The 15,688-nt window shown below is 39.5% G+C and carries 14 protein-coding genes; 3 read left to right on the top strand and 11 right to left on the bottom strand.

The window, feature by feature from the left end:
• Nucleotides 1–12: 12 nt before the first annotated feature.
• A complete protein-coding gene (locus ORQ98_RS18875) occupies nt 13–798 on the top strand; it encodes a substrate-binding periplasmic protein (protein WP_274690367.1) in 786 nt (261 codons plus the stop codon).
• 236 nt (nt 799–1,034) lie between these two features.
• On the opposite strand, the gene ORQ98_RS18870 is transcribed toward ORQ98_RS18875, so the two are convergent.
• The 9 genes from ORQ98_RS18870 to ORQ98_RS18830 form a co-directional block, all read right to left on the bottom strand.
• Entirely contained in the window at nt 1,035–1,853 is an 819-nt protein-coding gene (locus tag ORQ98_RS18870) for a mechanosensitive ion channel family protein (protein WP_274690366.1), read from the bottom strand.
• Nucleotides 1,854–2,168: 315 nt separating this feature from the next.
• The gene (locus ORQ98_RS18865) at nt 2,169–2,315 is read right to left on the bottom strand and encodes a hypothetical protein (RefSeq protein ID WP_274690365.1); all 147 of its coding nucleotides are present in this window, start codon (nt 2,313–2,315) and stop codon (nt 2,169–2,171) included.
• 189 nt (nt 2,316–2,504) lie between these two features.
• Nucleotides 2,505–3,176, bottom strand: coding sequence for a hypothetical protein (locus ORQ98_RS18860; RefSeq protein WP_274690364.1), 672 nt, complete (start codon nt 3,174–3,176; stop codon nt 2,505–2,507).
• Nucleotides 3,177–3,242: 66 nt separating this feature from the next.
• Nucleotides 3,243–3,929, bottom strand: coding sequence for a hypothetical protein (locus ORQ98_RS18855; protein WP_274690363.1), 687 nt, complete (start codon nt 3,927–3,929; stop codon nt 3,243–3,245).
• Between the two features lie 597 nt (nt 3,930–4,526).
• The gene (locus ORQ98_RS18850; protein WP_274690362.1) at nt 4,527–5,507 is read right to left on the bottom strand and encodes an ABC transporter ATP-binding protein; all 981 of its coding nucleotides are present in this window, start codon (nt 5,505–5,507) and stop codon (nt 4,527–4,529) included.
• A 13-nt stretch (nt 5,508–5,520) separates the two neighbouring features.
• Nucleotides 5,521–7,452, bottom strand: coding sequence for a dipeptide/oligopeptide/nickel ABC transporter permease/ATP-binding protein (locus tag ORQ98_RS18845; RefSeq protein ID WP_274690361.1), 1,932 nt, complete (start codon nt 7,450–7,452; stop codon nt 5,521–5,523).
• Nucleotides 7,449–8,396 carry an ABC transporter permease gene (locus tag ORQ98_RS18840; RefSeq protein WP_274690360.1) on the bottom strand — a complete coding sequence of 316 codons (948 nt, stop codon included), beginning with the start codon at nt 8,394–8,396 and terminating at the stop codon, nt 7,449–7,451. The genes ORQ98_RS18845 and ORQ98_RS18840 overlap by 4 nt, the downstream gene beginning before the upstream one ends.
• A 326-nt stretch (nt 8,397–8,722) precedes the next feature.
• On the bottom strand, nt 8,723–10,300 hold the full coding sequence (locus ORQ98_RS18835; protein WP_274690359.1) for an ABC transporter substrate-binding protein: 1,578 nt from the start codon (nt 10,298–10,300) through the stop codon (nt 8,723–8,725).
• 72 nt (nt 10,301–10,372) lie between these two features.
• Nucleotides 10,373–10,852 (bottom strand): Lrp/AsnC family transcriptional regulator, encoded by a 480-nt coding sequence (locus ORQ98_RS18830; protein WP_180571312.1) that lies wholly within the window; start codon nt 10,850–10,852, stop codon nt 10,373–10,375.
• A gap of 398 nt (nt 10,853–11,250) precedes the next feature.
• Between ORQ98_RS18830 and leuA the strand changes: the two genes are divergently transcribed.
• Nucleotides 11,251–12,924 (top strand): 2-isopropylmalate synthase, encoded by a 1,674-nt coding sequence (gene leuA / locus ORQ98_RS18825; RefSeq protein ID WP_274690358.1) that lies wholly within the window; start codon nt 11,251–11,253, stop codon nt 12,922–12,924.
• Between the two features lie 49 nt (nt 12,925–12,973).
• Here leuA and ORQ98_RS18820 read toward each other — a convergent pair whose 3' ends face one another.
• Nucleotides 12,974–13,582, bottom strand: a complete 609-nt coding sequence (locus tag ORQ98_RS18820; protein ID WP_274690357.1) for a hypothetical protein — start codon at nt 13,580–13,582, stop codon at nt 12,974–12,976.
• 207 nt (nt 13,583–13,789) lie between these two features.
• Here ORQ98_RS18820 and ORQ98_RS18815 point away from each other — a divergent pair, with 207 nt between their 5' ends.
• Nucleotides 13,790–14,359, top strand: a complete 570-nt coding sequence (locus ORQ98_RS18815) for a hypothetical protein (RefSeq protein WP_274690356.1) — start codon at nt 13,790–13,792, stop codon at nt 14,357–14,359.
• 103 nt (nt 14,360–14,462) lie between these two features.
• Here the strand turns inward: ORQ98_RS18815 and ORQ98_RS18810 are convergent, their stop codons facing one another.
• The gene (locus ORQ98_RS18810) at nt 14,463–15,404 is read right to left on the bottom strand and encodes a carbon-nitrogen hydrolase family protein (protein ID WP_274690355.1); all 942 of its coding nucleotides are present in this window, start codon (nt 15,402–15,404) and stop codon (nt 14,463–14,465) included.
• Nucleotides 15,405–15,688: the final 284 nt, after the last annotated feature.

Below are 15,688 nucleotides of genomic sequence, written 5' to 3'. Positions count from 1 at the left end.
GTAGACTACAAAATGCAGCTTATGTATCAGCGTATAGCTGCTTCTAACAAAAAGTTGATTTGCATAGTTGTTTTGATACTGGCTCAGTCTATTCAATCTACTACAGCCGGCACATTGCCTTTAGTTACTGGGGAATGGCCCCCCTTTACATCAAAAGACTTGAAAGGACAAGGGTTTTATACTCAGTTTATTTCTGAAGTTATAAAAGAAATGGGAATGCAGCCTGAAATCATTTTTGTACCTTGGAGTAGAGCTACTTTGATGCTGGCTTCAGGTGAAGTATTTGGGGCTTTTCCCTATGCTATTACAGAGGAAAGAGAAGAGAAATTCTATTTTTCTAATGTAATAAATTATACCACTACAGTGTTTTTTTATAATAAAAAATATTTAAAGCATGATGTTTTCTTTAAGTCTCTCAATGATTTAAAGCCATATAGAATTGCTGTTGCAAGAGGTCATAAGTCAGCAAGTGATCTAGCAAAGTTTAACTTGATTATAGATGAGGTCAATTCAAATAAACAAAGTATCATCTTACTCAACATTGGAAGAGCACATCTTAGTCCGATCAATGAACTAGTTGGGTGGCACACTATTAAGCAAATATTACCAGAAGAAGTAGGTAACTTTGGTACATTAACCAAGCCTTTACATACGGCTAAGACTGCACTGATGATTTCAAAAGAATATAAAAACTCGGAAAAGCTAAGGATGTTATTTAATCAAGCTCTAATTCGAGTTAATCAGAAGGATACTTATAAGAAAATATTAATAAATTTTGGCTTTACCAATAACATATAGTTAGAACTGACTAATATCGAAACTTAGAAAGTCTTTACTTATCTAACCTTTTATATCTTTACTGGCAGCCTTACTGAGTGAGGCTATAGAGGCGGTCGAGACTCTAGGTCTATCAAACAAATAGAAATTTGGCCTAATCCCCTTTGTTTGTGTCTCCTCGGCAAGCATGCAGTAGTATAACTATTTTTAGTACCTACACACCCACCGCGAGTAGACAGTTCAATCATATTGATTGGTTATTTATCTTTATGAAGGTGTATATCCATTTGTGGAAAAGGAATAGAAATATTTGCATCATCCAAGGCGAGCTTAATTTTTTCTACTAAGTCAAAATAAGTTGGCCAGTAATCTACTGTATTAACCCATGGGCGAACAGCAAAATTAACGCTAGAGTCCGCCAGTTCCAAGACAGCTACTGTATAGCCTGGATCTTTAAGTACCCGTATATCAGCATCAAGTATTGAAGAAAGCACTTGCTTGGCTTCCTTAAGGTTAGCCTCGTACCCTACACCGATCACTAAATCAATACGGCGGGTTTTCTCTCTAGAATAATTAACAATAGCATCAGACATAACTGATGAGTTAGGCATTATTATGACTTTATTATCAGGGGTACGCAGCTCCGTTGAAAATATTTCTATTTTAGTAACAGTGCCCGACTGGCCACCAGCCTCAATATAGTCTCCAGACCTAAATGGACGTAAAAGGATAATCAAAACACCCGAAGCAAAATTAGATAATGAACCTTGTAGAGCTAAACCAACGGCAAGACCGGCAGCACCTAGAATGGCAATAAAAGAGGTGGTTTCAATCCCTACTTGCGAAAGAGCCATTAAGACTGTTGCAGCAAGAACAATGGCATAGACAATACTTGATACAAAAGAGCCTACAGCTTTATCAACCTTACGACTATTAAAAGCTTTTTCAGTCAGCTTGCCACACAATTTAGCAACTCGAATGCCAATAAATAAGACGACAAAAGCTAGTGTGATCTGTACCGCATACTCAATTAAAATATCTGAGTTTTCATTCACCCAATTTAATGCAGACTCCATTTTACCTCCTTACGACTAGATGAAGAGCTTAAGGGTAGATCAAAAACTGCTCAGTATATCCAAATGCATCAAGACGGTAATTGGTTATATAGTTTTTTTTCAAGAAAAGTGATCGAATAGGCAGGATTATGTCATAAGTTGGTGACAGGTCGTGGTGAAGGTAAAAAAGGATGAACTGACTAATAATATGATCAATAGTGTCCCCTTAGTAACTGTGTGTCGCTTAATTTTTTCTGGCTCCACATCCTTACAGTGGGGGCGAGGGGACACTTTTGTTTTTCCAACTATCTTATAGACCGCCTGTATATTGTGACTTTAAGCAGCTACTACTGCCATTGCTGTATTTAAAACAATGATTGCCCTTAATGGAATGCCGTTGCACTGGTCTAGGTAGCTTGTACTCTTGCCTTGCAAGAGATCTTCTGATGATATGGTTTGTACCCCCATAGTTATAGTGGTCACCTTTTCTCTCAACGAATGCAACGCTAACATTCGATATTTTACTCATTTCATTTGGGTAAAGTTGTGTTATACAAAACCCTTTACGATCAGGAGTAACACTACAACCTTGGTGGGTTGCATAAGCATGTTTGGTAAACATGAAAAAAACTGATAGTAGGATAAAAACGAATTTATTCACTTGGTTAACTCCTATTTAATCAAATTACAGTCATTTTTATAATATTTGACCCAATGATTTGGGCTAACAGCGTCATCATTATGTTCTATGTAACTGAAGTTGCCACTGATATCCTTAAACATAATATTGTAATCCTGAGGATAAGCAGCCTTATATGAATCAATTCCTTTTGCAATTACTTCAAACATTATTGATTCAGACTTATCACGAGCCATTATGAAATCTTCAATTTCATATCTTTGTACTGGGGCGTTAAATGTGTGGTTTAACAGTTTTTTACAAAATATTTTATAATATTCGATGGATGTTTTCTCTGCGTTAGAAAGTGTTTTTACTGATTTTTCGTAAAATGCAATTGCAGAGCGTTCCGTAATATTTACATTACTGGCAAAGCGCTTTAATTCTTCAGGCGTCATTGATGCTACATACTTCATAGAAGCATACACTCCCTCTTGTTTGCTATTTAGATATGGCTCAACCTCCTTTAAACCCATCTCTTTAGTTGAATGGGTGGCAGTAATAGGACTGTCAAACAATATTGGTTCTGCTGATCTATCCTTTGGTTTAGCGATTTGCCATGCTGGTGGAATTTTTTCGTTGTCAATTTCGATATTGTTTATTTCACTCATGGCATGGTTTGCCATGAGTAATACTGAGGCAGTAAGTATTGATACTATTTTCACTTCAAAAATCCTTTTAGTGTTATACTTTTCGAAAACAATCTTTAAGCTTTGAGTATATATGCTAGATTAACAAATTTTTCCTTCAACAGCAGAACCTAAAGGAACCCCTTTATACTTCATGTATACACTTGCAGCGGCATTACCAGTACGAATAGAAATTGAACCATTAAATTGGGTTTCTTGCCAACGTTCGCTAGTTCCCCAATATCTAACCAAGGAGTGAACTAATGTATCTCCTAAGGTTTTTATATCGATTTTAAATCTTGCTGAACCTATATGGCCCATTATACTCGTTTGTGGGCTCCACACCATTGGCGGCGCATAACCAGCAAATCTTTTACACGATGTAATAGCTAAGTCTCTATCAAGGGTGGTTACTTTTTTTTTGGCATTAGCCGAAGGTTGTTCATCTGAATCGAATAAAAGGCCTTCAATCTGTTGAATTTTACATTCTGGGCCTGCTAAAGAACCAGGAGGGGCATCAGGTACGACAGTTGGATCTGTAAACAGTTTTGCTTCAGAACACTTCTTATAAATAGTGTTACCAAATTTATCAAAGCTTTTATAAGTACCTGTAAGGACATAAACACGTCCATCTAGCCCGTAAATTTTTCCGGTAGATTGTTCCTGGTGTAGAGATCGAGTATTGATTGTTATCGCATTACCTTCAATATCAACAGCATTACCTGCTGCCAGCACAGGCTCTATAAATAACAAAGGTAGTGATAAACCAAAAAAGATATTTTTATTCATTAATGGCTCCATTGTGTCTTAGTTTATTTTCTGATACAGAATACGTTATCTATAAGTCAAATTTTTTTCAATGGACTGCGAAATTTAAAATAAAACATTACTTGGAGTTGTTGTTTATATGATGAAAATAATTGCATATTGTTTTTATGTGAGTTTGTTATACAGTTTTTGTATGAGATAAAAGTATTAGATTAGACTTATTATTTCTTATACCCAATATGAATTGGTTTTTAGGTGCGGCCATCGAGTGATGAGTTCCATTAGCATTTTTATATCAATTAAAGTAGCTACCGTAAGTCTTACAGTAGTAGACTTGCCCCCATGAGCCTATAAATAATAGGTGATTGTGGTGACTGTTAAATGCTCCATGCTTTAACTGCATTCACACTAGCAATGAAGATAACAAAACCTAGAAATCATTGGTGAAGGGTATATATAACCTTTTTTGCAATCTTGAGGTTATAGCTTACCTATGAAAAACACCAATAAATAATTTAAAGGTTATTTGGTTGATTTATTGAATAGTTGAGTGTTTGAATAATTGAATAGTTGAGTGTTTGAATAATTGAATAGTTCTTAGTATCTAGAAAAAAGTGATTACTTTATTTCTGTCAGCGGAAAATGACAGGCTGCTTGGTGATTGGTTTGGTTCATTTGCTGCAATTCTGGCATCACTTTTCGGCAGTGTTCGGTTGCGTTAGGACACCGAGGAGCAAAGGCACAACCAGGTGGCGGGTTAAATGGATCTGGTAATTCTGTGCAGTTAGCGTCTTCTACAATTAAGGGTTTACCAGGTATGGGTACGGAATCCAATAATAACTTGGTGTAATGATGGCTGGGAGTGCTAAATAGGGCTTGTGCTGGTCCCTGTTCTACTACCCTACCAAAATACATCACGATTACTCGATCACTGATCGTTTCCACTACTGATAAGTCATGACTGATAAATACATAGGTGAGCTGATAACGGCTTTTTAAGTTTGCTAACAAATTAAGTATTTGTGCTTGCACAGATACATCTAAAGCTGACACCGGTTCATCGAGAATTAACAGACTGGGCTTAACTGTCAAGGCTCGGGCAATACCTACACGTTGGGCTTGGCCACCAGACAGTTCGTGAGGGTAACGCTCTAAAAATTCAGTGGGCAGGCTAATGTCATTCATCAGTGCTTTTAATTGCTCCTCCCTTTTTGATTTCGTCATTCCTAATAAGTGCGTCATAGGTGAGGATAAAATGTCACCAATTGTTTTTCGGGGGTTTAGGGCACTAACCGGGTCTTGAAATACATACTGAACCTGACGGAATAATCGTCGTGGATCTTTTTTTGTAAGCGAAATGAGATCGTACTTATTGAGAAAAATATTGCCTTCAGAAGGTTTGTCCAAGCCCACTAACATTTTTGCCAGAGTAGATTTACCACAACCAGATTCTCCAACGATCCCCAGAGTTTCACCTTTGTAAACTTGTAGATTAATACCACGAATAGCATGTACTGTTGGTAGTTGCTTACCCAGCAATGTTTTACCTCCACCAAAATGGCGGACTAACTGTTGTGCTTGTAAAATATTTTCTTCCATGAGCTAGCAATTATTAATGAAGGGTATGTTGAAGTGGTTTAATACACCGCACAGACTGTCCATCAGTCAAATTGGTGAAGTGAATGGCTTGTTGTCGGCAACTGTCTTCTACATAAGGGCAACGATCAGCAAAATGACAGCCTGTTGGTAATTGGTTCATTGGAGGAGGTAATCCTTCAATAGTCTCTAGTTGTTGGTTATTCTTACCTAATCTTGGCACACAACTAATCAACTTTTGCGTGTAGGGGTGAGCAGGTTGAGTTAAAAGGGTGTGGGCTGGCCCTGTTTCAACTATATGCCCTGCATACATGACAGCTACCTGATCACACATAGCGGAAACCAGACCAAAATCATGAGTAATAAATAATAAGGCAACTTTCGTTTGTTGTTGATGCTGTCGTAATAACTTTAATACTTGGGCTTGTATCGTGACATCCAAAGCTGTTGTTGGCTCATCGGCAACTAATAGGTTGGCATTATTAACCAATGCCATTGCAATGACTACTCGCTGGCGCATACCACCAGATAGTTGATGAGGGTAACTTTTCATCCGTAGTTCGGGGTTGGGAATTTGCACTTGTTTCAGCCAGTTTATAGCTGTTTTTCTAGCCTCTTGATAAGAAACTGGTTGATGGGCGCGAATGGTCTCAATCATCTGCTCCCCTACTCTAAATAGAGGGTGTAGGGCGGAAAGTGGGTCTTGAAATACATAAGACACTTTATTTCCCCGAACATGCTGTAGTTGACTTAACGGTAATGACAGCAATTCTTGATCATCAAGCCAGACCTGGCCATTGACAATTTGTCCGGGCGGGGAAGGAGCTAATCGTGAAATAGACATTGCTGTCACCGACTTGCCTGAACCTGATTCACCTATAATGCCTAGGCACTCGCCAGGTTGAATAGTAAAGCTTACCCCATTTACGGCTTGATAAATGCTTTTACCCTGGTGAAACTCTGTATGTAAATTGGCTACTTGTAGTCCATTTTTCGGGCCATTAATATGACTAGCGATTAATTGCTTAGAGGCTGTGTTTTTATGATTAACTAAAGTGGCTGCTGCAGGCCGACCCATGACGCCAGATTTTAAGCGGGGGTCTAGCAAGTCTCGTACGCCATCACCCATTAAATTAATGCTCATTACTAAAGCAAAAATCATTAATCCGGGAATAATAGAAACATGAGGGGCGGTAAATAACAGCTTGCGGCCTTCACCTAGCATAGAGCCCAAATCAGCCTGGGGAGGCTGAGCGCCTAACCCTAAAAAGCTAAGCCCGGCAGTTTCTAAAATCATCCAGCCAATGGTGGTGGTCATAGTAATGACAATGGTGGGAAGCACATTGGGCAGTATTTCCGATAGTAGAATTAGACTGTCATTTTTTCCTGAAAGTCGTGCAGCATCAATAAAAGCCTGTTGAGATAATCCCAAGGTTACTCCACGAATATTCCGGGCAAAAAAAGGGATATTGACAATAGCGATGGCATAGAGTGCATTCATTAATCCTGGCCCTAAGGCTGCAACAATGGCAAGGGCAAGTAAGATATAGGGAAATGCCATCAACATATCAATGCCCCGCATCAGTAAATTATCTGTACGGCCTCCAAAATAACCTGTTAATAAACCAATAGTGGAACCAATGATAGCTGCAATTAAGGTGGCAGAAACACCAACCATTAAGCTGACTTGAGTGCCCCAAATCAGGCGTGACAATAAATCCCGGCCTAAGTGGTCGGTGCCTAATAAAGCCTCTGATGAAAAAGGAGTCAGTAAGCGTAGGGTTAAAGCTGTTTCATCTGGGGGCGCTAAGGGCAATAATGGGGCTGCGAGTGCCAGGAATAACAAAGTTAAAAAAATAACAAATCCAATTAAGGCGAGACGATTGTTGATAAATAACTGCCAAGCTGATGGCCGAGCGGTTTTATTTGCTGGCACTTGATTATTCATGAAGTGAGCCGGGGGTCTAAATAGTGCTGAAGAATATCAGCAAGTAAATTGAAGATGACATAAGAGACAGCAACTATTAAAACACCACCTTGTACTAACAGGATATCCCGCATCGAAATGGCATTCACTAGCATTCTACCGATGCCTGGCCACTGAAAAACCGTTTCTATATAAACAGCACCACCTAACACAAAGCCGGCTTGAATACCGATAACAGGAATTATGCTGACTAAAGCAGTTTTACAAGCGTGTCGATAAATCACCTGACGTTCAGTTAATCCTTTCGCACGAGCAGTACGAATATAATCCTGGCGTAGTACTTCTAGCATGGCACTGCGGGTTAATCGAGCAATCACACTGGTGGCCACTAAGGCTAGAGTAATAGCAGGCAGTATTAAATGTTTGAGCAAATCTAACCAGTCACCACCACCATAAATGGCATACATGCCACTGGCTGGCAGTAATTGCCACTTGACTGCAAACAACATAATTAATAATAAGCCCAGCCAAAACGAGGGGATGGAAATTCCGATTAATACAAAAAAAGTAATCGTTTTATCAACCCAGCTAAATTGTCTGACTGCAGATACAATACCGGCCAGCAACCCCATTACACTACACAATATTAATGCCATGCCTGCTAATACCAAAGTAGCTTGAAAGCGTTCCATTATTTCGTCAACCACGGGTCGATTAAGACTGTAAGAGCGGCCCAAGTCCCCCTGCAATAAATTACTCAACCAAATGATATATTGTTCGACAAGTGTTTTATCTAGCCCTAATTGTTTATTCAGGCGAGCTACATTTTCGGGGGTAGCGTACGCACCTAAAATTGCAGTGGCTGGGTCGCCGGGTATTAAAGCCATCACTAAAAAAACAATTAGGGTTAAGCCAAATAAAATAGGGATAATGGCGAGTAAGCGTTTAATAATGTAATATGTCATAATGGTTTTAGTTTATTTTGAACTCCTTCTCTTTGAAGATATCTCAAAGCTGTTTTTAGCCCCCTTTCCCTCTGAGACTGTCGCAAAGGTACTTTAAATCAAGTCCCTTCTCCCCTGAGGTGGGTATCGCAAAAGCTACTTCCCCCCTTTAATAAAGGGGGGCTAGGGGGGATTTAAATGAACTAGGGTTATAGACCGCCTTTTCCTTATTTGTATATAAAAATCCCCCTCAATCCCCCTTTTTCAAAGGGGGAAACTGGGTTGTGTCATAGTGCTATTCCCTTTGTTTTCAGTAGTGGTATTCAGAATACTCTGTCACTTTATATTTATTTCTTAGTAACATTCTTTAATAATAAAAAAAACGAAGGTTGTAGTTTGAATCCTTTTACTCGTTTGTTGGCGACAGCATTTTGTTTCCAGTTAGCAATAAAGGCCCAAGGGGCATCCTCTAACACAATAGTCTGCATTTCTTTATAAAGTTTGCCTCGCTCCGTTTGGTTGGTAATGCGGCGAGCTTGCTCCAATAATTGGTCTACTTTAGGGTTAGAATAATAACCTGAGTTAAAGCCTCCTTTATCTGGCCAGGCAGCAGTACGCAAGGTTAAATAGGGAAGGGTGTCTGGATCATTGGTCATCCAGGCCATTTCCGCCATATCAGCTTTTCCTGCTAAACCAGGATTTACTTTGCCTAGAAAAGTATTCCACTCGTAAGTTTCAATATTCACCTTTAAGCCGACTTTAGTTAAATCCGCTTGAATAGCGGCTCCCATGGCCACAGGATTAAGCATACCGGAGCCGCCTTCTGTTACATAAAAGGTTAGCTTTTCGCCTTGATAACCTGCACTTTTAATTAATTCACGAGCTTTTTCAGGATTATAAGCATAGGGCTGTAAATTATTGTTATAGGCCCAGGAAAATGCTGGGGGGATAGGGCCCGTTGCAACAGTCGCAGTCCCTTGTAATACATTATCAACTAATGCTTTTTTATTAATGGCGTAGTTCACTGCTTGACGTAATTGCTTATTAGCAAGTGGGCCTTCTTTAAGGTTTAAAATTAAAAACCACAAGTGAGGCCCGATTTGTTCATAAATCTGATAATTGTTTTGTTTGGCAAAGGTGCTGACATTATCAGGTGGCACTTCTACCATCATATCAATACCACCGGCGAGCATTTCTGCTACTCGGGTGTTTGCATCGGTAATAGGGCGGTAAATAACAGCTTTTAATTTGGGAGGATCACTCCAGTAATTGGGATTACGCTCAACCACCACTTTGGCATTACTTTTCCATTCAACAAAACGAAAAGCACCTGTGCCAGAGGGATGACGACCAAAAGTTTTGCCATGCTGCTTTACTGCTGCTGGCGATACAATTAATCCAGTTGGGTAAGCTAAGTTAGAAAGAAAAGGGGCATAAGGCTCTTTTAATTTAAATTCAATAGTATGGCTATTTTTGACAGTAACTTTATCTACAGCACTAAAAAAGAAAGCCAAAGGAAATGGCCCGGTTTTATGGTAAGGATGGTTTTCATCTAATATTCGATCGAAATTAAATTTTACTGCCTCTGCTGTTAAAGCTGAGCCATCATGAAATTTCACTCCTTTTCGGAGTTGAAAGGTATAAGTTTTGCCATCTTTACTGATTTGCCAGGATTTGGCCAAAGCGGGCTCTACCTGCAAAGTCCCATCTTTATAGCGAACCAGGCCATCATAGAGGTTCATTAAAATACGAAAGTCATTTAGGGCAGTTGCTGTGTGGGGATCCATCGATTTAGGCTCAGCAATCTGCCCGACAATTAACACATCAGGTGGTGTTTGTGCGAAAGATGTTTGTAGAAAAGCTATGCTAACCGAAAGTGCTAAAACTACCTTGATAATAGCAGCAGTGATTGGTTTCCTTACCATTTGCTTGCTCCGTATCATATACCCTATTTACTAGACAGCATAACGGTTTTAGGGAGTAACTTGTAGGGGCTGTTACTTTAAGTGATTTAGCGGCAGAGCCGTTTTATTAACCACCTGTTGTAGAACGAAACTTGAGTGGACGCCTGTCACTCCTTTGATTCGAGTGAGTTTGCCCAACAGAAATGATTGATAGTAGTTCATATCAGGCACAATGACTTTTAACTGATAATCGGCAGCTTGGCCGGTAATGAGTAAACACTCTAATATCTCTGGTAGTTCCCGAATGCTTTCTTCGAACTGTTTGAAGCGATCAGGTGTGTGGCGATCCATGGAAATTTGAATAAGCGCGATCAGCTTTAAGTCGAGCTTTTCAGCATCTAATAGAGTGACATGCTTTTTGATCACCCCGGACTCTTCCAGCTGTTTGACCCGCCGTGAGCAGGGGGAGGGGGATAGCCCCACTTGCTCTGCTAGCTCTAGATTACTGATTCGCCCATCCTGTTGCATGGCTTCCAAGATACGTTTATCAGTACGGTCTAATGATAAAGTCATGCTAATACCTGGTCCTTAAAAGGTTATATGTGCTAATAATATGATGATTATTAGCTAACTATTGCTTGAGTATGCTTTTATGAAGGATATTTGCAATCATTCACCCTTGCAAGTGGTTTATACTAGTCCTCGTCGAGAGGTGAAGCCAACCCATGGCTAACCTAACCACCCACAAGGTGACCCCAGTCAGCCCAAAAGGTAGACAAGCTTAGTTAGATGCCCCAAAAGGGAAAAGATACGTAAGCAAACTAAAAGCAAAAAAGTGTAGAGCTAAGCCACCATGAAACTGATACATTTTAAATATTTCATTTTATAGTGATTTAGCTCTAAAACTATGCGGCCTTTATTTTCTGAGATGGGTCGCATTATTAATTAGGGTAATCAATTGGTTTATAGTCATGGCATTCGATCACAAAAAATATCGCCCCTATCATCCCATCAATAAAACTGACAGACGCTGGCCAAATGCAACAATTGAGCATAGCCCAAAGTGGTGTTCTGTTGATCTTCGGGATGGTAATCAGGCACTGATCGATCCGATGACAGTTGACCAAAAAGACCGGCTATTCAGTTTATTGGTTGAAGTGGGCTTTAAAGAAATTGAAGTGGGTTTCCCTGCAGCCAGCCAGACAGATTTTGATTTTGTTAGAAACCTGATTGAGCAAAATAAAATTCCTGATGATGTAACGATTCAGGTGTTAACCCAAGCCAGACATGATCTGATTGAAAGAACGTATGAAGCGTTAAAAGGCGTTAAACAAGCGGTCGTTCATTTATATAATTCGACATCGCCCACTCAACGAGAAAAAGTCTTTAAACTAGACAAACAAGGTATTGTAGACATTGCTGTTAATGGCGCAACAACCGTTAAGGCGTTAGCAGCTGATTACCCAGAAACGAATTGGACCTTCCAGTATTCACCTGAAAGTTTCAGTGCAACAGAGCCGGAATTTGCAGTAGAAATTTGTAATGCCGTGTTAGCGGTATGGCAGCCAACTCCAGAACAGCCAGCCATTATTAATTTACCTTCCACGGTGGAAATGACCACACCTAATGTGTTTGCCGATCAAATAGAATATATGCACGAGAACTTCGCTTATCGTGATTCGGTCATCTTAAGTGTGCATACTCATAATGACCGTGGCTGTGCGGTAGCGGCTGCTGAATTAGCCATATTAGCCGGTGCACAACGAGTGGAGGGTACCTTATTAGGTAATGGTGAGCGTACTGGCAATATGGATATTGTCACCATGGCCATGAATTTATACAGCCAGGGTATTGATCCAACTCTGGATTTAAGTGGGGTAAGTAAAATTGTGCAAACCATTCAAGATTGCACCCAACTGCCGGTTCATCCCCGCCATCCTTATGTGGGTGAGTTGGTTTATACCGCGTTTTCAGGTAGCCATCAGGATGCTATTAATAAGTGCTTGCAAGTCCAACATGAAAGCGACCACTGGGATGTAGCCTACTTACCTATTGATCCAACCGATGTGGGCAGAAGTTATCAAGAAGTAGTTAGAATTAATAGCCAATCTGGTAAAGGTGGTGTTGCATTTGTACTTGAGCAAATTTACGGTTTGAAGCTGCCTCGTTGGATGCAAATTGCCTTAAGTAAAGTCGTGCAAAAAAGAGCCGAAGGGGTTGGTAAAGAAATTTCTGTAGACGAAATTTATAGTGTATTTACTGAAACCTTTATCCATAGTGCCGGCAAAATACTGAATTATGATATCCACCAACAACACGACAAGCAGCGTTTAGATGCTACCATTGAAACACCCCATGGGGTAACAACTATCGTGGGTATTGGGAATGGCCCGTTAGAGGCTTTTTTAAATGCCTTAATGGCGCATGATAGTGCTCACTATGAAATCAGTGATTACCAAGAACATGCGATGGGTGCTGGCAGTAAAGCCGATGCCGCTGCTTATATCGCGATTAAATGTGATGGTGAAAATGGCTATGGAGTAGCTATTCAGCAAGACAGTGTGCTGGCATCTTTACAGGCTTGTTATAACGCGGTAGTCCAGGCTAAACAGGCCCAGGATGAGCAACAGTTGCAAGCAATGTGAGGAGTAGCAGCCATGGATGGCTGGTTAAAATCATTCGTGAAGAGCGTAGTTATTTTTTTAGTTGGTATATAATTTTTCTAGCTAATACATCCTGGCTGTAAAACTCATAATCCACTGTCAGATGAGAGCCATGGATAGCAAAACGCCTGATGGTTTCTTTTCTTAAGCCTTGTATTCTTATTTTTTGGACAAATTCGACAGCAGTTGAGGAGAGTTTATTAATTTCTACATCACCTGCTTTGTTATTGGTTTCAATGCGTAAATAATCTTTACTACTGTACAGCCTAATATATTCTTGTATAGATTCCCCCTTAGTTTGATCATCTAACGATGAGTTAATTTCTAAGTCCCCCTGAGAAAACTCGCTAACTCTAAAGTCTACCTTGTAATTAGATTTATCTATTTTAGGTGACTTGCTGGTACCAAGGCAACGGTAGCCTTTAGCAGTACCTCGCCAGTTGCCTTCAAGGTTTTCAAACAACAATTTGACTTTTTTCTGTTCAGCTGCTGACAGTATGGATGATGTAATTGGCATGAAAGCGTTGTTGCTCTCCTGCTTACTTGGCGAGAGAGTGAAGCACTCTAATGCAACGCCTGGTGGTAGCCAAAATAGCAGCCCAATTATCAGCATAAGTCGTTTTATGGATATAGCTGGCATCTGGTAGTGCCCTCATTATAAGGTATAATCAATGCATAGCTGAGTGCTTGATAGTTGTCAAAGATATTTTCTCACTGGAAGGTACTAGTCTATGCTTTTTACTTTGGGTGATATTGCTATATTTTAAATACATCATGTATTGTATAATTGTTGAAGTTATATCTGTGATTTTTGATATTGAGTAATTAAATATTTTCTGAGGGAGCTATGCCAGGAGTCAGTCAATATAGTTGGAATACTACGAATGTACAGGGATTTAGCCAGATAGAAGTAAATGGACAAAAGCAGGTGGATACAACGGAAGGTCTAGGCGCTTTTAAAGACCTCTTGGAGTTAGGTTTATTAAAGCCATATACAAAAAACTTGGATATTGGGGGCGGTGAGTTTGACGATGGAACTCGTTATTTAGCAGATCACTTCATTGAAAATGCAGTCTATGACCCCTATATGAGGCCAGTATACCAAAATGAACAGGTTTTGGCGGAAGTTGAAAGTAGTCCAGTAGATACAGTCACCTCTAATAGTGTATTAAATGTAATTGATAACTTAGAAGCAAGAAAAGAACATATATTATTAGCCTATTCAGTATTAAATCCTGGTGGTCAAGCATTATTTAAAGTATGGGCCGGAAATGAAACAGGCCAAGGCAGTTATACTGATGGCTGTTTTCAAAGTAATCAACCAGCTGAGAATTATATGGGTGAAGTTGCTGAAATATTCGGATTGGATAATGTAGAACTATTAGCAGATCATAAACTCGTAATAGCAAAAAAATAAGAGTACTTAAGCAGAGTTAGTTTCGTTTATATCGAAAGCTAACTCTGTAAGTCGTTAAAATGCTCTTCTATACCCTTCTCTTTGGCTATACTTCAGCGATTAATTAAACTCGCAGGGTATTTGCCGGAGCTGAAAACCATTCTGGCTTATGCTCACGAAGAATGTATTCTGGTACGTGCTTCATCAGTATTTCCTGGTGACGAAATCTGGGTATGAATTTACCTCTTAACTCTTCAGGAAGGTAGTCGCTAAACTGTGCCATTAGGTTTTCAGGTTGTCGACGTGGAGGCGCTTTTTCATATTGATTTGACCAACCTTCTCCATCACAGACGACTGTTGATCCACCAACTTTGGTATTTTGGTGAGGTGAGCCAATTTTGCTCGAAAGTACCAGATTTAGATCAATTTCAGTAGATAAAGAAGGCTTGTGGTCATCACTAATGCCATTATCACTGCATATTTCTATGCGTACGTTTTTACCATTAAAGCTAATATCAAACCCTGCTTGAGTACCGCCGCCCCAGTTTAAGGAGGGAAATGTTCTATCTTCATAATCAAGGTCAAGCTTATCGTACCGGTCTTGGCCATCTTGATTTTGTAGTTGCTCACCATTTAAAAATACAAAAGCTGAATTATGTACTATTCCTTGATTTTCATTATCGTGCCAAACAATACTACCTGGTATAATCAATCTATCTGGCTGAGTTGCACTTAATTCTTTTAATTGGTCTAACAGTTGATTTTTTTGGTCAGTAGTAAACGCTGTAAGTGTATTACCATGTTGATTCCAATAATATTCAGGGGCAATAAATACATCGGTTGCTGTTTGCTCGAATGCCTGATGTATCATATTAAAGCGTTCAGAAAAACCTCCTTCAGTCTCAGGTAATTTAGCAACTTCTGGGCTCCAGGCAGCAACACTCAAATCACTCCCAGGCAGAGAGTCATATTGTGTGATATTACTAACAGCAGTTTGTGAGTGGCTGCTGGTGAATATACTTTGGTCTATTCGGTTAATGTGAGGTTCAGATAGTGTATTAATCATAAGGTTTACTTTAGTTTACGTTAATTTATTATTTGAATGAGTGTTTATTATTTTTTTGATTGTATATATTGTATGTGTTGTTATAATACGCCTGTTATCTTATAACAGCTTTTAGCTAAGTTAGCCACTGATAACTTGAAAGTGTACGATGACTTTAGAGGCTCGGTTTATGGTGGGATCATTGATGTTAATTAGTGGTATATGCGTAAAGCTAGGTAGCAGTACTTTTGCCAAGAGAAAGTAAACACTTAGCAGCGAGCATTATATTTATTATAAAATGAATC

This window comes from Spartinivicinus poritis (assembly GCF_028858535.1).
GTDB lineage: Bacteria > Pseudomonadota > Gammaproteobacteria > Pseudomonadales > Zooshikellaceae > Spartinivicinus > Spartinivicinus poritis.
This window is presented reverse-complemented; position numbering and strand designations above follow the sequence as displayed.